This window comes from Pseudomonas amygdali (assembly GCF_002699855.1).
GTDB classification, from domain to species: domain Bacteria; phylum Pseudomonadota; class Gammaproteobacteria; order Pseudomonadales; family Pseudomonadaceae; genus Aquipseudomonas; species Aquipseudomonas amygdali.
Genome location: NZ_LKBW01000101.1, coordinates 19,485 through 39,247 on the forward strand (window position 1 = coordinate 19,485; position 19,763 = coordinate 39,247).

The window sequence follows — 19,763 nt, forward strand, 5'->3', positions numbered from 1 at the left end:
GTTCAGGCTTCTGCCCGCAGGGCGTGGGAGCGAACTTGTTCGCGAAAGCTTTATCTCGGGCGACACATCTCCTGCGGATGTCACGGCCCTTTCGCGGACAAGTCCGCTCCTACGGCTTTCGGCCAGAATCCAAAGCGGACTTTGTATGTAACGATGAGGGATGAGCGTGATAAATGGTGGCGTTCAGGCTTCTGCCCGCAGGGCGTGGGAGCGAACTTGTTCGCGAAAGCTTTATTTCGGGCGATACACCTCCTGCGGATGTCACGGCCCCTTCGCGGACAAGTCCGCTCCTACGGCTTTCGGCCAGAATCAAAAGCGGACTTTGTATGTAACGATGAGGGCTGAGGGGGATAGGCATCGGTCTGCACAATAAATCTACGCACTGATATCGACCATCCGCCTGTCTGCGCTGTCGTTCGTGCGGCACGACAGCTATAATCAGCCGCTTTCCTCTTTGCCAAGACCTCTGAGACCATGACTGAGTCCGTTCTTGACTACATGACCCGCCTGGGTCGCGCCGCCCGCGAAGCCTCGCGAGTGATCGGTCGTGCCAGCACTGCGCAGAAGAACCGCGCCCTGCAAGCCACTGCCGCTGCTCTGGATGAAGCGCGCGCCGAGCTGTCTGCCGCCAATGCGCTGGACCTGGCCAATGGTCAGGCCAATGGCCTTGAGCCGGCAATGCTGGAACGACTGGCCCTGACCCCCGCGCGTATCGACAGCATGATCGTCGGGTTGCGTCAGGTAGCAGGTCTGGCAGACCCGGTCGGTGCGATCCGCGACATGAGCTATCGGCCGTCGGGTATTCAGGTCGGCAAGATGCGTGTGCCGCTGGGTGTTGTGGGAATCATCTACGAGTCGCGTCCGAATGTGACCATCGATGCGGCCAGTCTGTGCCTGAAGTCCGGTAACGCGACTATCCTGCGCGGCGGTTCCGAAGCCATTCATTCCAATCGTGCCATTGCCGCCTGCATCGAGCGTGGTCTGGCCGAGGCCGGGCTGCCTGCTGCTGTGGTGCAGGTGGTTGAAACCACCGACCGTGCAGCGGTTGGCGCATTGATCACCATGCCCGAGTACGTTGACGTCATCGTTCCGCGTGGCGGCAAGGGCCTGATCGAGCGGGTCAGCCGCGATGCGCGCGTGCCGGTCATCAAGCATCTGGACGGCATCTGCCATGTGTATGTCAGTGCCCACGCCGATCTGGCCAAGGCGCAGAAGATTGCCTTCAATGCCAAGACGTACCGCTACGGTATCTGCGGCGCGATGGAAACCCTGTTGGTCGATCAAACCATCGCCGCCGATTTCCTGCCCGCCATGGCCGCGCAGTTTCGCGAGAAGGGCGTCGAGTTGCGCGGTTGCGAGCGCACCCGTGACCTGATCGACGTAGTTCCGGCCACCGAAGACGACTGGCACACCGAATACCTGGCTGCAATCCTGTCGATTCGCGTCGTTTCAGGGCTGGACGAAGCCATCGAGCACATCAACCATTATGGTTCGCATCACAGCGATGCCATCGTTTCCGACCATCAAAGTCAGATTCGCCGGTTCATGGCCGAGGTCGATTCCAGTTCGGTCATGGTCAATGCACCGACCAGCTTTGCGGACGGGTTCGAATACGGATTGGGTGCCGAGATCGGCATTTCTACTGATAAGCTGCACGCCCGCGGTCCAGTCGGGCTTGAAGGGTTGACCTGCGAGAAGTACATCGTGATCGGTGATGGTCAATTGCGCGGACAAGCCTGACTTGAACAACCCCACGACAGCGCTGCCCAGACGTATCGGTATGCTTGGGGGTACGTTTGACCCGGTTCATATCGGTCACTTGCGCGGTGCGCTTGAAGTGGCCGAACTGCTGGAACTCGATGAGTTGCGCCTGACGCCCAGCGCCAGGCCTCCGCATCGTGACATGCCGAGTGTCACCGCCGAGGACCGTCTGGCGATGGTTCAGAGCGCGGTTGCGGGTGTGTCGCCCTTGACGGTGGATGACCGTGAACTGAAGCGGGACAAACCGTCGTATACCCTCGACACACTGGAATCGATGCGCGCCGAACTGGCGCCTCAGGACCAGCTGTTCCTGTTGCTGGGTTGGGATGCCTTTTGTGGGCTGCCGACCTGGCACAGGTGGGAAGAAATGCTGGAGCACTGCCATATCGTGGTGCTGCAACGCCCGGACGCGGACAGCGAGTCGCCGGATGCCATGCGCAATCTGCTGGCGGCACGCGCGGTCAGCGACCCCAAGGCCCTGAAAGGGCCGGGTGGACACATTACATTCGTCTGGCAGACGCCTTTATCGGTGTCTGCCACCCAGATCCGTCAACTGCTGGCCAGCGGTAAGTCGGTACGTTTTCTGGTGCCAGACGCGGTACTGGCCTATATCGATGCACGCGGACTTTACCGCGCGCCGAACACTGATGGGTCGTCCTGAAACTGCTTTGATCGATAAGCGTTTGAACGGTCCCACACATACGAGCTGAATGAGTTTTATATGACAAAGCAAAAAATGAGCAGTGAAGAAGTCATCAATGTTGCGATTGCAGCCCTTGAAGAAGTCAAGGGTGCAGACATCCTGACCATCGATGTGCGTGACAAGACCAGCATCGCTGACTACATGCTGATCTGCACCGGTACGTCCAACCGTCAGTTGAATGCACTGGTCGATAACGTCCGTGACAAGGTCAAGGCAGCCGGCCTGAAGTCCCTGAGCGAAGAAGGCAAGGGCGACAGCGACTGGGTTCTGCTGGACCTGGGCGATGTGATCGTTCACGTAATGACCGCTGCGGCACGCCAGTTCTACGACCTGGAACGCTTGTGGCAGGGCGCTGAACAAAGCCGTGCCGCCAGCGCTGCGCATCACACTCCAGGCAACGAATAAGGCCTTGATGTGCGTTTGCGTCTGATTGCTGTGGGTTCGCGCATGCCCAAGTGGGTGGAAGAAGGTTGGCACGAGTACGCCAAGCGGATGCCCTCCGAGCTTGCGCTTGAACTGGTGGAAATCCCGCTCAATACCCGGGGCAAGAACGCCGATGTTGCGCGCTTAATCCGTCAGGAAGGCGAGGCGATGCTGGCGAAAGTGCAGCCGGGCGAGCGGATTGTCACGCTTGAAGTGCATGGCAAACCGTGGAGCACCGAACAGCTGGCGGTCGAACTCGATCGCTGGCGTCTCGATGCACGCACGGTCAACCTGATGGTCGGCGGCCCCGAGGGGCTGGCACCTGAAGTCTGTGCCCGCAGTGAACAACGCTGGTCCCTGTCGCCGCTGACCCTGCCGCATCCACTGGTGCGCATTCTGATCGGCGAACAGATGTATCGCGCCTGGACAGTCCTGTCCGGGCACCCTTATCACAAGTAGCATCGTCTTTACTGTGAATACGGCCTAAATGTCTCAACCGATCCGCCTCAAAGACCACGAAAAGGACGCACGCCTGGTGCGCGGCAGGGTCGTGTTCGGTGCCGTGGCGGTGGTGTTGCTGGTGTGCGTGCTGATTGCCCGGTTGTATTACCTGCAGGTCATCCAGTACGAGTATCACTCCACACTTTCCGAAAACAACCGCGTTCACGTTCAGCCGATTCCGCCCAGCCGTGGGCTGATATACGACCGTAATGGCGTGGTGGTTGCGGACAACCGGCCCAGTTTTAGTCTCAGCATGACCCGTGAGCGTGCCGGCGAGTGGTCCAGTGTGCTCGACACCATTGTCGAGATCCTCCAGCTCACCCCGGATGATCGCATCATCTTCGAAAAGCGTATGAAGCAGGGGCGTCGGCCGTTCGAGCCGGTGCCTATCCTGTTCGAGCTGAGCGAAGAGCAGATCGCCCTGATTGCGGTCAACCAGTTCCGCCTGCCGGGTGTCGAAGTGGTTGCGCAACTGGTCAGGCACTACCCGCAAGGGCCGCATTTTGCTCACTCGGTCGGTTACATGGGGCGGATCAACGAAAAAGAGCTCAAGAGCCTCGACCCGATCAATTACAGCGGCACGCACCATATCGGCAAGACCGGTATCGAGCGATTTTACGAACCCGATCTGCATGGTCAGGTCGGCTACGAAGAGGTCGAGACCAACGCCCGTGGCCGCGTGCTGCGCGTGCTCAAACGCACCGACCCGATCCCTGGAAAGGACATCGTTCTTAGCCTGGACATCAACCTTCAGGAAGCTGCCGAGGCCGCATTGGGTGGGCGTCGTGGCGCGGTAGTCGCGCTGGACCCTGCCACCGGAGAAGTGCTGGCGATGGTCAGCGCGCCCAGTTTCGATCCGAATCTGTTCGTCACCGGTATCAGCTTCAAGGCCTACGCCGAGCTACGCGATTCAATAGACCGGCCGCTGTTCAACCGCATTCTTCGCGGCCTTTACCCGCCCGGTTCGACCATCAAGCCTGCCGTGGCGATTGCCGGGCTGGACGCCGGTGCAGTAACGCCCGGCTCAAGAGTGTTCGACCCTGGCTATTACCAACTGCCCAATTACGATCACAAGTACCGTAACTGGAACCGCACCGGTGATGGCTGGGTGGATCTGGATACCGCGATCATACGTTCCAATGACACGTACTTCTACGATCTGGCGCACAAACTGGGCATCGATCGGCTTTCCACCTACATGAACAAGTTCGGCATCGGGCAGAAAGTGTCGCTGGATATGTTCGAGGAGTCCCCCGGTCTGATGCCGTCCCGTGAATGGAAGCGTGCGACCCGTCGCCAGGCCTGGTTCCCTGGCGAAACCCTGATTCTCGGCATTGGGCAGGGCTACATGCAGGCAACGCCGTTGCAACTGGCCCAGGCGACCGCACTGGTGGCCAACAAGGGTGTGTGGAACCGTCCGCATCTGGCCAGAACCATCGAAGGCAAGGCGCCTGTGGATGAAAACCCGATGCCGAACATCGTGCTGCGCGACCCGGCCAACTGGGGGCGAGTCAACCACGGCATGCAGGAAGTGATGCATGGCGCGCGTGGTACGGCGCGCAAGGCTGCCATCGGTGCGCAATACCGGATCGCCGGCAAAAGCGGTACGGCTCAGGTAGTCGCCATCAAGCAGGGCGAGAAATACGACCGTACCAAGGTTCAGGAGCGTCACCGTGACCATGCCCTGTTTGTCGGTTTTGCACCGGCCGACAATCCAAAAATCGTTGTTGCAGTGATGGTCGAGAACGGCGAGTCCGGTTCCGGCGTTGCTGCACCCGTTGTGCGGCAGGTGATGGACGCCTGGCTGCTCGACGAAAACGGCCATCTCAAGCCTGAGTATGCCGGTTCCCTGAATCTGGAGGCTGCGGCCCGTGAAGAGTAATTTCGACCGCATCCTGTCCAGCGAAGACGTGATGCGTCGCCGTGCCACTTTTTTTCAGCGCATTCATATCGATGGCCCGTTGTTGATCCTGTTGCTGACCCTTGCGGCTGGCAGCCTGTTCGTCCTGTATTCGGCCAGCGGCAAGAACTGGGACCTGCTCATCAAGCAGGCCAGCTCGTTTGGTATCGGTCTGGTGGCGATGGTGGTGATCGCCCAGTTGGAGCCGCGCTTCATGGCGCGCTGGGTGCCGGTACTGTATGTCATCGGCGTCCTGCTGCTGGTAGTGGTGGATGTCATGGGTCACAACGCCATGGGCGCGACGCGCTGGATCAACATTCCCGGGGTGATCCGCTTCCAGCCTTCGGAGTTTCTCAAGATCATCATGCCGGCGACCATCGCCTGGTACCTGTCCAAGCGCACGCTGCCCCCGCATTTGAAGCATGTGGCGGTCAGTCTCGCCCTGGTCGGTGTGCCGTTCATTCTGATCGTGCGCCAGCCTGACCTGGGGACGTCACTGCTGATTCTGGCCTCAGGTGCCTTTGTGCTGTTCATGGCCGGCCTGCGCTGGCGCTGGATTATCAGTGTGCTGGCGGCCGCTGTGCCTGCGGCGGTGGCCATGTGGTTCTTCTTTATGCACGACTACCAGAAACAGCGCGTGCTGACCTTCCTTGACCCGGAAAGCGATCCGCTGGGCACCGGCTGGAACATCATTCAGTCAAAGGCAGCCATCGGTTCGGGCGGCGTTTTCGGCAAAGGCTGGCTGCTGGGCACTCAGTCGCACCTGGACTTTCTGCCGGAAAGCCACACCGACTTCATCATCGCGGTACTGGGTGAAGAGTTCGGTCTGGTGGGCATCTGTGCGCTGCTGATCATCTATATGCTGCTGATCGGCCGTGGGCTTGTGATCACGGCACAGGCGCAGACATTATTCGGCAAACTGCTGGCCGGAGCGTTGACCATGACGTTTTTTGTTTACGTTTTCGTCAACATCGGTATGGTCAGTGGCCTGCTGCCAGTGGTGGGGGTGCCATTGCCCTTCATTAGCTACGGCGGAACTTCGCTGGTGACCCTACTGTCAGCGTTTGGGGTTTTGATGTCGATCCATACACACCGTAAATGGATTGCTCAAGTTTGATTAAGGTGAACTATTCAATGCAAGCAATGCGTAACTGGGCTCGATATGCTCCGGTGGTCGGTCTGGTAGGCATCCTTGGATCGGTGCAAGAGGCGCTGGCCGGCGACTATGAGGGTTCGCCCCAGGTAGCGGAATTCGTCGGTGAGCTGACCCGCGATCACGGTTTTGCCGGTGAGCAGTTGATGAGCCTGTTTCGTGAGGTGGAGCGCAAGCAGGCCATTCTCGATGCCATTTCCCGCCCGGCCGAACGGGTCAAGCAGTGGAAAGAGTATCGGCCGATGTTCATCACCGATACGCGCATCGCCCGCGGTGTCGATTTCTGGCGTCAGCACGAGGCCGCATTGGCCCGCGCCGAGCAGGAATATGGTGTACCGGCGCAGATCATCGTTTCGATCATTGGCGTGGAAACCTTTTTCGGCCGCAACACCGGCAATTACCGGGTGATCGATGCATTGTCGACGCTCGGTTTCGATTACCCGCCACGCGCACAGTTCTTCCGCAAGGAATTGCGTGAGTTTCTGCTGCTGGCTCGCGAACAACAGGTTGACCCCTTGACTCTCAAAGGCTCGTACGCCGGAGCAATGGGCCTGCCGCAGTTCATGCCGAGCAGTTTCCGCGCATATGCAGTGGATTTCGACGGCGACGGCCATATCAACATCTGGACCGACCCGGACGATGCCATCGGCAGCGTTGCCAGTTATTTCAAGCGTCATGGCTGGGTAGCCGGTCAGCCGGTAGTCAGCCGCGCGACCGCACGTGGCGACCGGGTTGACGAAGGGTTGAGCCCTGCGCTTGATCCGGTAATGTCGGTCGGGGAGTTGCGACAGCTGGGCTGGGCGAGTCATGATGCGCTGCGCGACGATATGCCGGTAACGGCGTTCCGTCTTGAAGGCGACAATGGTCCTGAATACTGGCTGGGTTTGAACAATTTTTATGCTATCACTCGTTATAACCGCAGTGTGATGTACGCCATGGCCGTGTATCAGCTGTCTGAATCGTTGGTTCAAGCTCGAGGCGTCAAGTAATGCGGGCATTGCCGATTCTGCAAACATTCAAGCTTCTGGCGCTGACCGGCCTGGCAGTGCTGGTTGCCAGTTGCTCGTCGCCGTCACGCACAACGTCGTCGCAGTCGCCAAAAGGCGGTGCAGTCGTGCGCTCGATGCCGGGGCTGGATATCAACCGGGCCCACAAGGACGGCGCGCCGTGGTGGGATGTGGATGTCTCGCGCATCCCCGACGCGACGCCGACTCTGCACACCGGTGCCTATAAGGCCAACCCGTATACGGTGCTGGGCAAGACCTATTTCCCGATGAGCGATTCAAAGCGTTACGTCGCTTCGGGCACCGCTTCCTGGTATGGCACCAAGTTTCATGGCCAGAACACCGCCAACGGCGAGGTGTATGACCTGTATGGCATGAGTGCCGCGCACAAGACCCTGCCGCTGCCCAGCTATGTCAAAGTGACCAACCTGGACAACAACCGCACGGTGATTTTGCGCGTCAACGACCGCGGGCCATTCTATTCGGACCGCATTATCGACTTGTCCTACGCTGCCGCCAAAAAGCTGGGCTATGCCGAAACCGGCACCGCCCGGGTGAAGGTCGAAGGTATCGACCCGCAGGAATGGTGGGCGCAACGTGGCCGTCCGGCACCGCTGATGCTCAATCAGCCGCAAGTGATGGCTCAGGCCACGCCGCCCGCGCTGTCGACATCGACCGGAACCGTCGAGCAATACACGCCGCCACCGCAGCAACATGCCGCACCTGTCGTGCCGTTGCAGGTTGACGCAAAAAAAAACGCTTCAGGACAAGCCGCTGGGCTGTTTCTCCAGGTGGGAGCCTTCGCCAACCCGGACGCTGCGGAGCTCCTGAGGTCGAAACTGAGCGGGATGGTTCGAGCGCCGGTGTTCGTCAGCTCGATAGCTCGCAATCAGCAAACGCTCTATCGGGTCCGGATGGGACCGATCGACACGCCGGGTGAAGCCCAGCAACTGCAAAACAGCGTCAGGTCGGCCAATCTGGGTCAGCCAAGCGTAGTGACATCGGATCAATAAGTTTTTCGACAATCGTTTTCCAGCAACAACGGAGGACGATATGCAGTCGCAGGCAGCGCAGCTTTGCCATCAGGGCCAGCGTTGCAGGTAACTGCCCACAAGGTCGTGTGTCGAACAGGCGACTTTGTCAGCCAGGGTTACAGCCTGGCGCCACGAGCCGTACCGAGGCGTTTTCGCCTCGCCGGTCTGTTCAGTTTTGCCCGCAAGGGCATGTTTGCCCATTAGGATTCTCGAGAGACGGATGAACATCACCACCTTTGCAAAACGTTTGTGCCTGCTTGTTCCACTGATTATCACCCCGACCGTCTGGGCGGCAGAGCAGATGACGCCTGCTGCGCCGCAACTGGCAGCCAAGTCCTACGTACTGATGGATGCCACCAGCGGCAACGTTCTGGTCGAGAACAACGGTGACCAGCGTCTGGCACCTGCCAGTCTGACCAAGCTGATGACTGCCTACATCGCGACCCTGGAAATTCGTCGCGGCCAGATCGGCGAGAACGATCCGGTGACCATCAGTGAAAATGCCTGGCGCACAGGCGGTTCGCGGATGTTCATCAAGGTGGGCAGCCAGGTGACGGTCAGCGACCTGCTGCACGGCATCATTATTCAATCGGGTAACGACGCCAGCGTCGCGATCTCCGAGCACATTGCCGGCAGCGAAGATGCATTTGCCGACATGATGAACAAGACCGCCGGCGATCTGGGCATGACCAACAGCCACTTCATGAACCCGACCGGTCTGCCGAACCCCGAGCACTACTCGTCGGCTCACGACATGGCGATCCTGGCGCGTGCAATCATTCACGAAGACCCGGCTCACTATGCGATCTACTCGCAGAAAGAGTTCTTCTGGAACGGCATCAAGCAGCCTAACCGCAACCTGCTGCTGTGGCGCGACAAGACCGTTGACGGTCTGAAGACCGGCCACACCGACGAGGCCGGCTACTGCATGGTGTCTTCGGCTGTACGTGACGGCATGCGTCTGATCGCAGTAGTGTTCGGCACCAACAGCGAGCAGGCCCGTGCGGCTGAAACCCAGAAGCTGCTGACCTATGGCTTCCGTTTCTTCGAAACCCAGAACTTCTATCAGAAGGGCACCGAGCTGGCTCAGGCAACCGTCTGGAAAGGCACTGAGCGTCAGGTCAAGGCCGGTCTGGCTGAAGATCTGAGCATGACCATGCCAAAAGGCGACATGAAGAAGCTGTCCGCCAGCATGACCATGAACCCGCAACTGGTTGCGCCAATCGCCAAGGGCGACGTGATCGGTAAGGTCGAGGTCAAGAAAGACGATCAGGTGGTTCATACCGCTAACCTGATTGCGCTTGATGCAGTTGAGGAAGGTGGCATTTTCCGCCGCGTGTGGGATAGCATCCGCCTGTTCTTCTACGGCTTGTTCAACTGACCCTCCAGTAACTACTGCCGACCTTCTCGCGGCCTGCTCATGATCTGAGCGGGCCGCGTGTCCGTCGTCACGGCTTGTGAGACCTTTACTGCCATGACTGATACCGACATCAAGTCGCACAAAATCGAATTCCCCTGCGATGACTATCCGATCAAGGTGATCGGTGACACCAGCGTGGGCTTTACTGCTGCTGTTATGGAAGTCCTGCACAAGTACGCTCAGGTCGACCTCAAGACACTCGCCGAGCGTCAGAGCAGCAACGGCAAATACACCACCGTCCAGTTGCACATCGTCGCTACAGGCGAAGATCAATTGCGCGATATCAATAGTGCCCTTCGCGCTACGGGTTTCGTGCACATGGTGCTCTGATGACGGTTGCGCTGGGTTTTCGTGATCTGGGCCTGATCGATTACGAAACCGCCTGGCACGCCATGCAGCGCTTTACCGATGGGCGTGGCCGCGAGGCTGCCGATGAGGTCTGGCTGGTCCAGCACCCCCCGGTTTTCACCCAGGGACAGTCCGGCAAGGCCGAACATTTGCTGCTGCCGGGCAATATTCCTGTCGTACAGGTCGATCGTGGCGGCCAAGTGACTTATCATGGCCCGGGCCAACTGGTGGCTTACCTGATGCTGGACGTCAGGCGCCTTGGTTTCGGTGTTCGCGATCTGGTAACACGGATCGAGAATACCCTTATCGCCTTGCTCGCCGACTACGGCGTCAAGGCAGCCGCCAAGGCCGATGCACCGGGTGTATACGTAGACGGCGCGAAAATCGCGTCGCTCGGTCTGCGCATTCGCAACGGCTGCTCGTTTCATGGTCTGGCGTTGAACGTCGACATGGACCTGGAGCCGTTCCGCCGCATCAACCCTTGCGGATACGCCGGGTTGGCCATGACCGAACTGAGCGATCAGGCAGGGCAGATAGAATTTTCCGAGGTAAGTGCCCGACTGCGTGCGCAGCTCGTCAAACACCTCGACTACGCTGAGCAGGCGACCCTTACGGGCGGAATAAACCATTATGACTGACACCGTGCAAACCCTGATCCCGACGCTGGATGTTTCCGAGCGAGTGGCCCGTCCGAAAGTCGAAGCGGGCGTTAAGCTTCGCGGAGCGGAAAAGGTTGCGCGCATCCCGGTCAAGATCATTCCAACGGTAGATCTGCCGAAGAAACCCGACTGGATTCGTGTGCGCATCCCGGTTTCTCCGGAAGTCGACCGTATCAAGCAATTGCTGCGCAAGCACAAGCTGCACAGTGTCTGTGAAGAGGCGTCCTGCCCGAACCTGGGCGAATGCTTCTCCGGTGGCACCGCAACGTTCATGATCATGGGCGACATCTGCACCCGTCGCTGCCCATTCTGCGACGTGGGCCATGGTCGTCCGAAGCCGCTCGACGTCAACGAACCGAAGAGCCTCGCCATCGCAATTGCCGACCTGCGTCTGAAGTACGTAGTGATCACCTCGGTGGACCGTGACGACTTGCGTGACGGCGGTGCTCAGCACTTTGCCGACTGCATCCGCGAAATCCGCCTGCTGTCGCCGGGCGTACAGCTCGAAACGCTGGTGCCGGATTACCGTGGCCGCATGGACGTAGCGCTGGAAATCACCGCTGCCGAGCCACCGGATGTGTTCAACCACAATCTGGAAACCGTTCCGCGTCTGTACAAGGCTGCGCGTCCGGGTTCGGACTACCAGTGGTCGTTGACCCTGCTGCAGCGCTTCAAACAGATGGTCCCGCATGTACCGACCAAATCAGGGCTGATGCTGGGCCTGGGCGAGACCGACGAAGAGGTTATCGAAGTCATGCAGCGCATGCGCGAGCACGACATCGACATGCTGACGCTGGGTCAGTACCTGCAACCATCGCGCAACCACCTTCCGGTGCAGCGCTTTGTCCACCCTGACACCTTTGCCTGGTTTGCCGAGGAAGGTTACAAGATGGGCTTCAAGAACGTCGCATCCGGGCCGCTGGTACGCTCTTCGTATCATGCCGACGAGCAAGCCAAGATCGCCAAGGCAATGCTCTGACAGCACGCCGCAAAAACAAGAAGGGCCAGGTAGCGATACCTGGCCCTTTTTGTTTGCGGTTGATTATCGTGCCAACGCTCCGCGTGGGCATGCCGTTCTGGACGCTCTGCGTCCTCCCGATTATTGCCCCACAGGCTTGTGCAGGGCCTCCAGCAATTCATGCGTCGGGTAACCATCTGCCGGCCAGCCGAATGACTGCTGCGCGCTACGAATGGCCTTGCGCGTATTGGCACCGATAATGCCGTCTGGTGCGCCTGCGTCATATTGACGTGCCGAGAGCAGGGTTTGCAGTTCAATGCGTTCAGAGCGGCTCAGCGGAGTGTCCCCGCGTGGCCATGCACCTACTACGTACCCGGCCCCTTTGAACCGGTCAGAAAGCAGGCTGATCGCCAGTGCGTACGAGGTGGAGTTGTTGTACTTGAGAATGGCTCGGAAGTTATCCAGCACCAGAAAGGCTGGCCCGCGATAACCGGCTGGCAACAACAAGACGGCTTGCTGCTGGCTGGCTGCGACTGGAATCGCCGAGCCGTCCGGTTGTTTCAGGCCCAATTGTTGCCATTCAGCGAGGCTCTTGCGAGTGGTCGAATCTGCCAGCGAGTAATCAAACCCGGAGCCGAGTACCACTTCAAACCCCCAGGGCTGACCGCGTTGCCAGCCAGAGCTTTGCAGGTAATGCGCAGTGGAGGCCAGGGCATCGGCGGGAGTGTTCCAGATGTCACGGCGGCCATCGCCATCAAAGTCGACGGCATGAGTGTTATAGGTGGTCGGGATGAACTGGGTCTGGCCCATCGCACCGGCCCACGAACCCAGCATCTTGTCCGGTGTGATGTCGCCATGCTGGATGATTTCCAGCGCGGCCAGCAACTGGCTCTGTGCAAAACCGGGACGGCGACCTTCATAGGCCAGCGTAGCCAGCGAGCGAATGACGGATTGCGTGCCCTGGAACGACCCGAAATTACTTTCCATGCCCCATACCGCGACCAGCGCCTGACGATCCACACCATACTGCTGCTCGATCTTCTGCAGGTCGTCAGCGTACTGCGAAAGCAGCGCCTGCCCCTTGCGCACGCGTGCGGCGGAGATGGCACCGTCCAGATATTCCCAGATCGGACGGGTGAACTCAGGCTGGCTGCGGTCGGCCTTGACCACGCTCATGTCGGGAGTGACACCGGCGAATGCCTGATCGAATACATCCGCCCGGATACCTGCCTTTAACGCCTGAACACGAAAACCGGCCTGCCATTCGCTGAAGCTGACGGCGGGTTGAATCGTGAGGCTGTCATCAACGACCAGCGCAGGCGTAGGGGCTACGGCAGGAGCGTTTGTCTGTGCTTTGCTGGATTGAAGAGGCGTGGCATCGGCTGCAGTGGGTTTTTCTGCGCAGGCTACCAAGGCAACAAGGCTGGAGGCAGCGATGAGTTGGCGCAGCTGCGGGCGATGGGTAAAACGAGAAGGCATGCTTGAGTCCAAGGGTATTACCGTTAGGTGCAGACCATAACACGGCTAAGCGGTTGAAAGCGCCCCGGAGATGTTGCTCGATATCAGGCCGCCATAAAGCAGGAAGCCTCCCAGCTTTTAGACTGGAAGGCTTCGCGGCGGTAGCTGCCTTTGCCCTTGGCGGGTTGTTCCTGACGACTGCGGAACAATGGCTGGGCGATGATGGATTTGGCCTTGTTCGGCCGCTTTGGCTTGCTCATGGCGGGGTGCTCCTGATGGGTGTTGTAAAGCGATGCAAATAATCGGGCAGAACGGCGCTTGTGTCTAATAGTCGTGTGCTATGACGCGGGAGGCGGACTTGAATGCAATACCTGTGGGAGCGAGCTTGCTCACGAAGGGGGCGGTGCAGGCTGCTCGCTTTATCGTGCCGGCGCTCCGCGTCGACATGCAGTTCGTGACGCTCCGCGTCACAAGAGGACGCAGAGCGTCCTGAAAGGCGTTACCACGCAGAGCGCGGGAACGAGAGTCGACAACACCCACTCACTCCGCAGGCAGTGCCAGCCGTTGCCCCGCCATCAGCAGCGCCAGTCGGCTGAGGCTGCTCCACGGCGAGCCTGGCGCCTGCCCCTTGATCTGCGCATCGATGCGCTGTGCGTCCATCAGCAACTGGCTCCAGCGTTTTGCCGAATGGCGTTGCAGGGCTTTGCTCATCAATGGTTTGCGCTTGTCCCAGATCGGCGGGCGGGCCGAGCTGAACACTTTGTCGAGTGGCACGCCCTGACTGAACTGCTGGGACATGTTGGCCAGTGCACGCAGTTCGCGAGTCAGCGCCCAAAGGATCACTGGGGTTTCGACCCCTTCGCCGCGCAGCCCTTCCAGCATGCGCAAGGCATGGGCAGCTTCGCCATTGAGCACGGCATCGGTCAGGCCAAATACGTCGAAGCGTGCACTGTCGGCCACGGCCGCCTGTACTGTCTCGACGGTGATCTGGCCTTCTTCGGCCATCAGCTTGAGCTTTTCGATTTCCTGCGCGGCGGCCAGCAGGTTGCCTTCGACCCGGGCCGCGATCAGTTCGACGGCGTCCTGAGTCGCTGCCAGGCCCGCCTGCGACAGGCGCTGGCGAATCCATTGCGGCAGCTGGCCGACGTCCACCGGCCAGATTTGCACGAACTGGGTTTGCGCACCCTCAACCAGTGCCTTGCCCCATTTGGTTTTCTGCGCACTGCCATCGAGCTTGGGCAGGCTGATCAGCAGCAGGGTGTCTTCGGCAGGTCTGGCGCAATATTCCATGAGCGCCGCAGCACCCTTGTCGCCGGGCTTGCCGGAGGGCAGACGCAACTCCAGGAGACGGCGCTCTGCAAACAGCGACATGCTGGCACCCGCCTGGAGCAATGTGCCCCAGTCGAAGCTGGCGTCGGCGCTGAACACCTGGCGCTCATCGAAGCCCTGCTGGCGTGCGGCCGCGCGAATGGCGTCAGCCGCTTCCTGACAGAGCAGCGGATCGTCACCGCTGATCACATAGACGGGCGCAAGTGTGCCTTGCAAGTGCTTGCCGAGTTGGGCGGGGGCGAGTTTCATGAGTCAGAGCATGCCGGGGCCAGCTGACTGGCCCCGGACACTTACCTGGCCGGTACTTCGACAGGCGATTGCTGAGGCGTCTCGTCGCGGATCCGCTGGGCGGCTTCCTGTGCGTCGGCTTCAGCCTTGGCAACTGCGTCGGCCTTGGCCTGCAGTTCTTCAAGGCGTGTCGGCGTCATTTGCTGCAAGCGCGCCATCATTTTCTGGATCAGGTCGTTGCGCATTTCCTGACGAACCTGGGCAGCTTCCTGATCGGAACCGGTCAGGTTGTTGCCATCGTGAACGTAGGAGCGGTCTGCAGTGACCTTGTCGCCGAGCAGGAAACGATCTCGGTCGCCATGCACTTCATAGGTCAGAGTGGTGGTCAGCTGGTATTCAGCCGAGCGACCCGAACCCGAATAGCTGATGGCGCGCTGGGTTTCTGCTTCGTTGGTCAGCATGAGCTTGTAAGGCGCGCCGGTGTAGACCTTGACGCCGGAACTGGTCAGCAGGCGAGTGAGTTGGGTCACGGTTTCGCCATAAGCGTTACGCGCGCTGACATCCAGCTCCTTGATGGCCAGCTCGGTGGTGCCGGTGCCGCGCAGCTGGAAGCCACAGGCACTCAACAGAACAGCCAGGCCCATCACCAGCAAATTGCGTTTGATCATCTTGATGCTCCCCTTGAATCCGTTTGGGCCGACACTGCGTACCCTGGAAATATGTTCGGCGCCCGGCGTCTGCCGGGCGCCCGATCCAATCAGCTTGCGACGATGTTGACCAGCTTGCCAGGCACGACGATCACCTTGCGAATGGTCAGGCCATCAGTGAAGCGCAATACGTTCTCGTTGATACGTGCGGCCGCTTCGACTTCTTCGCGGCTGGCGCTGGCGGGCATTTCGATATGGCCGCGCAGTTTGCCGTTGACCTGAATGACCAGTTGCAGGCTGTCCTGGACCAGCGCATTTGCATCGCACGCAGGCCAGCCAGCGTCGATGACCGGCTCATTGTGGCCCAGTTGCGTCCACAGCTCGTGGCTGATGTGCGGCGTGATCGGTGCCAGCAGCAGGGTGACCGTTTCCAAACCCTCCTGCAGCAGCGCGCGATCCTGCGGGGTGACCTGCGGGGCTTTTTCCAGGACGTTCATCAGCGTCATCACTTGTGCGACGGCGGTATTGAATTTCTGGTTCTGGCCAATATCCTGGCTCGCCTGTCTGATCGCCTGGTGAATCGAGCGGCGGATGGTTTTCTGGTCATCCGTCAGTGCCGCAATGTCCAGACCGGTCGATGCGCCTTGAGCGACATGCGCCTGAGCCAGACGCCACACGCGGCGCAGGAAGCGATGCGAGCCTTCGACGCCCGAGTCGGACCACTCCAGGCTCATGTCGGGCGGGGAGGCGAACATCATGAACAGACGGCAGGTATCGGCCCCGTACTGATCGATCATGGTTTGCGGGTCGATGCCGTTTTTCTTCGACTTCGACATCTTTTCAGTGCCGCCGATTTCCACCGGCAGGCCATCGCTGGTCAGCTTCGCGCTGATAACCTTGGCCTTGGCGTCTCTTTCGAGAGTCACGTCGGCCGGGTTGATCCAGGTCTTCTTGCCGCTGGTTTCCATGCGGAAGTAGGTTTCGGCGTTGACCATGCCCTGGGTCAGCAGGTTCTTGAACGGCTCGTTCGAGGTCACCAGGCCTTCGTCACGCATCAACTTGTGGAAGAAGCGCGCATAGAGCAGGTGCAAAATGGCGTGTTCGATGCCGCCGATGTACTGGTCCACCGGCAACCAGTGGTTGGCAGCATTCGGCTCGACCAGACCACCCTCGTAATGCGGCGACGCATAGCGAGCGTAGTACCACGAGGACTCGACGAAGGTGTCCATGGTGTCGGTTTCGCGCTTGGCCGGTGCGCCGCATTTCGGGCAGCTGCATTCGTAGAACTCGGGCATGCGCGCCAGTGGCGAGCCAGCACCATCAGGCACTACGTCTTCAGGCAGGACAACCGGCAACTGGTCTTCAGGAACCTGCACGTCGCCACAGGTATCGCAATGCACGATAGGGATCGGGCAACCCCAATAACGCTGGCGGCTGATGCCCCAGTCACGCAGGCGGAACTGGGTGCGCGACTGACCGAGGGATTTTTTCACCAGTGCCGCTTCGATGGCATCGAATGCGGCCTGGAAATTCAGGCCGGTGAACTCGCCGGAATTGATCAGCTCGCCATGCTCGCCGTAGGCCGGCTGCCATGGGGCAGGCGTCTGGTCGCCGGCGCTGGTGCGTACTACGGGCTTGATCGGCAGACCGTACTGGGTGGCAAACTCGAAATCACGCTCATCGTGTGCCGGCACGGCCATGACTGCGCCATCGCCATAATGCATCAACACGTAATTGGCGACCCACACCGGCAGTTTTTCGCCGGTCAGCGGGTGCTCGACGAACAGCGAAGTCGGCTGGCCTTTCTTTTCCTGAGTGGCAACGTCAGCTTCGGCAACGCTGCCGCCTTTGCACTCATCGATGAACGCTTGCAGCCTAGGGTTGCCTTGCGCGGCCAGGGTCGCCAGCGGGTGTTCAGCGGCAACGGCGACGTAGGTCGCGCCCATCAGGGTGTCAGGGCGAGTGGTGAAGACTTTCAGTGCACCGGCTTCGCCGATCGAGGCCTGATCGTACGGAAATTGCACTTCCATGCCGCGCGACCTGCCGATCCAGTTGCGCTGCATGGTCTTGACCTGTTCAGGCCAGCCCGGCAGCTCGTCGAGGCTTTCCAGCAGCTCGTCTGCGTAGGCGGTGATCTTGAAGTAGTACATCGGGATTTCGCGCTTTTCGATCAGCGCGCCGGAACGCCAGCCGCGGCCGTCGATGACCTGCTCGTTGGCCAGTACGGTCTGGTCGACAGGGTCCCAGTTGACGGTGCCGTTCTTGCGGTAGATCACGCCTTTTTCGAACAGGCGAGTGAACAGCCATTGTTCCCAGCGGTAGTAATCAGGCTTGCAGGTGGTGACTTCGCGCGACCAGTCGACCGCCAGACCCAGGCTCTTGAGCTGGTTCTTCATGTAGGCGATGTTTTCGTAGGTCCACTTGGCCGGCGCAACGCTGTTGTCGATGGCGGCGTTTTCGGCCGGCATGCCGAACGCGTCCCAGCCCAGTGGCTGCAGGACATTCTTGCCCAGCATGCGCTGGTAACGGGAGATCACGTCACCAATGGTGTAGTTGCGCACATGACCCATGTGCAGCTTGCCGCTCGGGTAAGGAAACATCGACAGGCAATAGAAAGTGTCCTTGCCTGGCTGTTCACTGACTTCAAAAGACTTTTGCTCATCCCAGAATGTCTGGGCAGCGGCTTCGATTTCGCGGGGCTGATAGAGTTCGTGCATGGCTACTTTTTACTAAAGATTAGTGACCCTTGACCTCTTCATTGCTTCGCCGAGTCAGGTCGGCACCGCGTGGCGGACAATTGCAACTGTCTGTGCGGTGCGTTCGGGCTCAAGAGCACGGAAGTGGAATTACAGGAAGCGCAGTAGCATACATGAGGGCTGTCTATCGAGGGAAACCCTGATTGCGCCTCGCAGGGCTCAAAGCCCGGCTGACAGCCCTATCTGCCCGTTGGTCGCAGTTCCATGCCGGTTTGCACAGCAGCGCTAAGCTCAATTTCGAGGGTGATGATTATCTTCGATGAGGTGAGCGGATGACCGAGTTGCAGCATGTAGTAAGCCTGTCCGAACTGTATGAGCGTCTGATCGACCGCCTCGGGCTTGCGCTCGAGACGGCGAGTACCTCGGTCCGGCTCCGAAACGAGTCGCCAGCCGAGCTTGAACTCAAGGGCTTGAGCAGTGCCGAACTCCAGCTGATCGAAGCCTATCTGGAAAAAGGCCTGAGGGCTGCGGACGTCGCTGTCAGGGAGCAGCTGGTCTTCCAGCCGGATCTCGGCAGGCCGTCCAGAGCGTCAGCGACTATCATCTGGCTGAAAGACAGGCGACGAGGCAAGGGCCTGGCACGGTTGGGTCGCAACAGTTAAGTATTTAAAATCTCGCTTCTGCGCGCAGGCGAAGGGCCTGCTTACTTCAGGCGTTGTCGCCTGGCTTCAAACATTCTAGGCTGCGGACATCCATGGAGATGTCCCGATGCCTTTGCGCTACCTGCTCAAAACCCTCCTGTTGCCGCCTGGTATCCTGTTTGTTCTGCTCATTCTTGGCTGGTGGTTGCGTCGTTCCCGTCCGCGCCTGGCAGCGGCATTTTTTGCGGTCGGTCTTGGCGGGCTGTGGTTGATGAGCCTGCCGGTAGCGGTGGAATTCGCTGCCCGTAAAATGGAGCGGGTCCCGCCCTTGCCGCAGCAGCAGTGGGCGACACTGGCGCAGCAGGCGGACGCCATTGTGGTGCTGGGCAATGGCCGTGAGCGCAATTCTCCGACGTGGGGCACAGATACACCGACTGGGCTGGGGCTGGAGCGACTGCGTCTGGCGGCGCGGTTGTCGAAAACGTCCGGGCTGCCAATACTGACCACCGGCGGCTTGCACTTTGATCAGCCGCCCAGCGAGGCGTCGATCATGGCGCAGGCGCTACACGATGATTTTGGTGTGACGGTACGCTGGCAGGAAGGGCTGAGCCGTACAACATGGGAAAACGCGACGATGACCGCTGCGGTTCTTCAACCGCTAGGTGTCAAGCGCGTGGTGCTGGTCACGCAAGCCTGGCACATGCCACGAGCGCGCTGGAGTTTCGAACAGGCGGGTTTTACCGTGGTGAGTGCGCCGGTCGGCTTTCTCGGTGTCGACAACGCTCGCCCCTTTGGCGGCTGGCTGCCTGAAAGTCGTGTGTTCACGCAAAGCGGCGTGTTGCTTAACGAAGCGGCAGGCTGGCTGGTTTATCCGTGGATTTATCCGCCCAGCCACTGACT

General features: G+C 59.9%; 19 protein-coding genes. 14 read left to right on the forward strand and 5 right to left on the reverse strand.

From position 1 onward, the window contains the following. Positions 1-474: 474 nt before the first annotated feature. From AO277_RS09350 to lipA, 12 genes are all read left to right on the forward strand, one after another. Complete coding sequence (locus AO277_RS09350) at positions 475-1,740, forward strand: glutamate-5-semialdehyde dehydrogenase (RefSeq protein WP_044318455.1); 1,266 nt, start codon at positions 475-477, stop codon at positions 1,738-1,740. 22 nt (positions 1,741-1,762) lie between these two features. Beyond that, entirely contained in the window at positions 1,763-2,422 is a 660-nt protein-coding gene (gene nadD / locus AO277_RS09355) for a nicotinate-nucleotide adenylyltransferase (protein WP_161795786.1), read from the forward strand. A gap of 60 nt (positions 2,423-2,482) precedes the next feature. After that, positions 2,483-2,869, forward strand: a complete 387-nt coding sequence (gene rsfS / locus AO277_RS09360) for a ribosome silencing factor (protein WP_002555337.1) — start codon at positions 2,483-2,485, stop codon at positions 2,867-2,869. 9 nt (positions 2,870-2,878) lie between these two features. Further along, positions 2,879-3,346, forward strand: a complete 468-nt coding sequence (gene rlmH / locus AO277_RS09365; protein WP_044318453.1) for a 23S rRNA (pseudouridine(1915)-N(3))-methyltransferase RlmH — start codon at positions 2,879-2,881, stop codon at positions 3,344-3,346. Positions 3,347-3,374: 28 nt separating this feature from the next. Then, complete coding sequence (mrdA, locus tag AO277_RS09370) at positions 3,375-5,270, forward strand: penicillin-binding protein 2 (RefSeq protein WP_044318452.1); 1,896 nt, start codon at positions 3,375-3,377, stop codon at positions 5,268-5,270. Positions 5,271-5,301: 31 nt separating this feature from the next. Then, the gene (gene rodA / locus AO277_RS09375) at positions 5,302-6,405 is read left to right on the forward strand and encodes a rod shape-determining protein RodA (protein WP_044318458.1); all 1,104 of its coding nucleotides are present in this window, start codon (positions 5,302-5,304) and stop codon (positions 6,403-6,405) included. A 17-nt stretch (positions 6,406-6,422) separates the two neighbouring features. Then, positions 6,423-7,430, forward strand: a complete 1,008-nt coding sequence (mltB, locus tag AO277_RS09380; RefSeq protein WP_002555333.1) for a lytic murein transglycosylase B — start codon at positions 6,423-6,425, stop codon at positions 7,428-7,430. Then, positions 7,430-8,458 (forward strand): septal ring lytic transglycosylase RlpA family protein, encoded by a 1,029-nt coding sequence (locus AO277_RS09385; RefSeq protein WP_044318451.1) that lies wholly within the window; start codon positions 7,430-7,432, stop codon positions 8,456-8,458. The genes mltB and AO277_RS09385 overlap by 1 nt, the downstream gene beginning before the upstream one ends. 241 nt (positions 8,459-8,699) lie before the next feature. Then, positions 8,700-9,860 carry a D-alanyl-D-alanine carboxypeptidase family protein gene (locus tag AO277_RS09390; protein ID WP_002555330.1) on the forward strand — a complete coding sequence of 387 codons (1,161 nt, stop codon included), beginning with the start codon at positions 8,700-8,702 and terminating at the stop codon, positions 9,858-9,860. Positions 9,861-9,953: 93 nt separating this feature from the next. After that, complete coding sequence (locus AO277_RS09395; protein WP_002555329.1) at positions 9,954-10,229, forward strand: DUF493 domain-containing protein; 276 nt, start codon at positions 9,954-9,956, stop codon at positions 10,227-10,229. Beyond that, on the forward strand, positions 10,229-10,885 hold the full coding sequence (lipB, locus tag AO277_RS09400; RefSeq protein ID WP_044318450.1) for a lipoyl(octanoyl) transferase LipB: 657 nt from the start codon (positions 10,229-10,231) through the stop codon (positions 10,883-10,885). Before AO277_RS09395 ends, lipB begins: the two co-directional genes overlap by 1 nt. Further along, a complete protein-coding gene (lipA, locus tag AO277_RS09405) occupies positions 10,878-11,885 on the forward strand; it encodes a lipoyl synthase (RefSeq protein ID WP_002555327.1) in 1,008 nt (335 codons plus the stop codon). The genes lipB and lipA overlap by 8 nt, the downstream gene beginning before the upstream one ends. Positions 11,886-12,005: 120 nt before the next feature. Here lipA and AO277_RS09410 read toward each other — a convergent pair whose 3' ends face one another. The 5 genes from AO277_RS09410 to leuS form a co-directional block, all read right to left on the reverse strand. Then, positions 12,006-13,343, reverse strand: coding sequence for a lytic murein transglycosylase (locus AO277_RS09410; protein WP_044318449.1), 1,338 nt, complete (start codon positions 13,341-13,343; stop codon positions 12,006-12,008). An 83-nt stretch (positions 13,344-13,426) separates the two neighbouring features. After that, the gene (gene arfA / locus AO277_RS09415) at positions 13,427-13,582 is read right to left on the reverse strand and encodes an alternative ribosome rescue factor ArfA (RefSeq protein ID WP_002555325.1); all 156 of its coding nucleotides are present in this window, start codon (positions 13,580-13,582) and stop codon (positions 13,427-13,429) included. A 280-nt stretch (positions 13,583-13,862) separates the two neighbouring features. After that, on the reverse strand, positions 13,863-14,900 hold the full coding sequence (holA, locus tag AO277_RS09420) for a DNA polymerase III subunit delta (RefSeq protein ID WP_044318448.1): 1,038 nt from the start codon (positions 14,898-14,900) through the stop codon (positions 13,863-13,865). Between the two features lie 41 nt (positions 14,901-14,941). Continuing rightward, the gene (locus tag AO277_RS09425) at positions 14,942-15,547 is read right to left on the reverse strand and encodes an LPS-assembly lipoprotein LptE (protein WP_004655642.1); all 606 of its coding nucleotides are present in this window, start codon (positions 15,545-15,547) and stop codon (positions 14,942-14,944) included. Between the two features lie 89 nt (positions 15,548-15,636). After that, positions 15,637-18,243, reverse strand: coding sequence for a leucine--tRNA ligase (gene leuS, locus AO277_RS09430; RefSeq protein WP_044318447.1), 2,607 nt, complete (start codon positions 18,241-18,243; stop codon positions 15,637-15,639). Between the two features lie 311 nt (positions 18,244-18,554). Here leuS and AO277_RS09440 point away from each other — a divergent pair, with 311 nt between their 5' ends. Then, positions 18,555-18,884 carry a hypothetical protein gene (locus AO277_RS09440; protein WP_002555321.1) on the forward strand — a complete coding sequence of 110 codons (330 nt, stop codon included), beginning with the start codon at positions 18,555-18,557 and terminating at the stop codon, positions 18,882-18,884. 106 nt (positions 18,885-18,990) lie between these two features. Then, positions 18,991-19,761 carry a YdcF family protein gene (locus AO277_RS09445; RefSeq protein WP_044318446.1) on the forward strand — a complete coding sequence of 257 codons (771 nt, stop codon included), beginning with the start codon at positions 18,991-18,993 and terminating at the stop codon, positions 19,759-19,761. Positions 19,762-19,763 lie beyond the last annotated feature (2 nt).

What these genes read in the sequence shown, in the direction of transcription:
- arfA (WP_002555325.1), bottom strand. Translation starts at nt 13,582, where the DNA reads ATGAGCAAGCCAAAGCGGCCGAACAAGGCCAAATCCATCATCGCCCAG.
- holA (WP_044318448.1), bottom strand. Translation starts at nt 14,900, where the DNA reads ATGAAACTCGCCCCCGCCCAACTCGGCAAGCACTTGCAAGGCACACTT.
- mltB (WP_002555333.1), top strand. Translation starts at nt 6,423, where the DNA reads ATGCAAGCAATGCGTAACTGGGCTCGATATGCTCCGGTGGTCGGTCTG.
- rodA (WP_044318458.1), top strand. Translation starts at nt 5,302, where the DNA reads ATGCGTCGCCGTGCCACTTTTTTTCAGCGCATTCATATCGATGGCCCG.
- lipA (WP_002555327.1), top strand. Translation starts at nt 10,878, where the DNA reads ATGACTGACACCGTGCAAACCCTGATCCCGACGCTGGATGTTTCCGAG.
- AO277_RS09350 (WP_044318455.1), top strand. Translation starts at nt 475, where the DNA reads ATGACTGAGTCCGTTCTTGACTACATGACCCGCCTGGGTCGCGCCGCC.
- rsfS (WP_002555337.1), top strand. Translation starts at nt 2,483, where the DNA reads ATGACAAAGCAAAAAATGAGCAGTGAAGAAGTCATCAATGTTGCGATT.
- leuS (WP_044318447.1), bottom strand. Translation starts at nt 18,243, where the DNA reads ATGCACGAACTCTATCAGCCCCGCGAAATCGAAGCCGCTGCCCAGACA.
- AO277_RS09440 (WP_002555321.1), top strand. Translation starts at nt 18,555, where the DNA reads ATGACCGAGTTGCAGCATGTAGTAAGCCTGTCCGAACTGTATGAGCGT.
- AO277_RS09425 (WP_004655642.1), bottom strand. Translation starts at nt 15,547, where the DNA reads ATGATCAAACGCAATTTGCTGGTGATGGGCCTGGCTGTTCTGTTGAGT.
- AO277_RS09410 (WP_044318449.1), bottom strand. Translation starts at nt 13,343, where the DNA reads ATGCCTTCTCGTTTTACCCATCGCCCGCAGCTGCGCCAACTCATCGCT.
- AO277_RS09385 (WP_044318451.1), top strand. Translation starts at nt 7,430, where the DNA reads ATGCGGGCATTGCCGATTCTGCAAACATTCAAGCTTCTGGCGCTGACC.
- mrdA (WP_044318452.1), top strand. Translation starts at nt 3,375, where the DNA reads ATGTCTCAACCGATCCGCCTCAAAGACCACGAAAAGGACGCACGCCTG.
- lipB (WP_044318450.1), top strand. Translation starts at nt 10,229, where the DNA reads ATGACGGTTGCGCTGGGTTTTCGTGATCTGGGCCTGATCGATTACGAA.
- AO277_RS09445 (WP_044318446.1), top strand. Translation starts at nt 18,991, where the DNA reads ATGCCTTTGCGCTACCTGCTCAAAACCCTCCTGTTGCCGCCTGGTATC.
- AO277_RS09395 (WP_002555329.1), top strand. Translation starts at nt 9,954, where the DNA reads ATGACTGATACCGACATCAAGTCGCACAAAATCGAATTCCCCTGCGAT.
- AO277_RS09390 (WP_002555330.1), top strand. Translation starts at nt 8,700, where the DNA reads ATGAACATCACCACCTTTGCAAAACGTTTGTGCCTGCTTGTTCCACTG.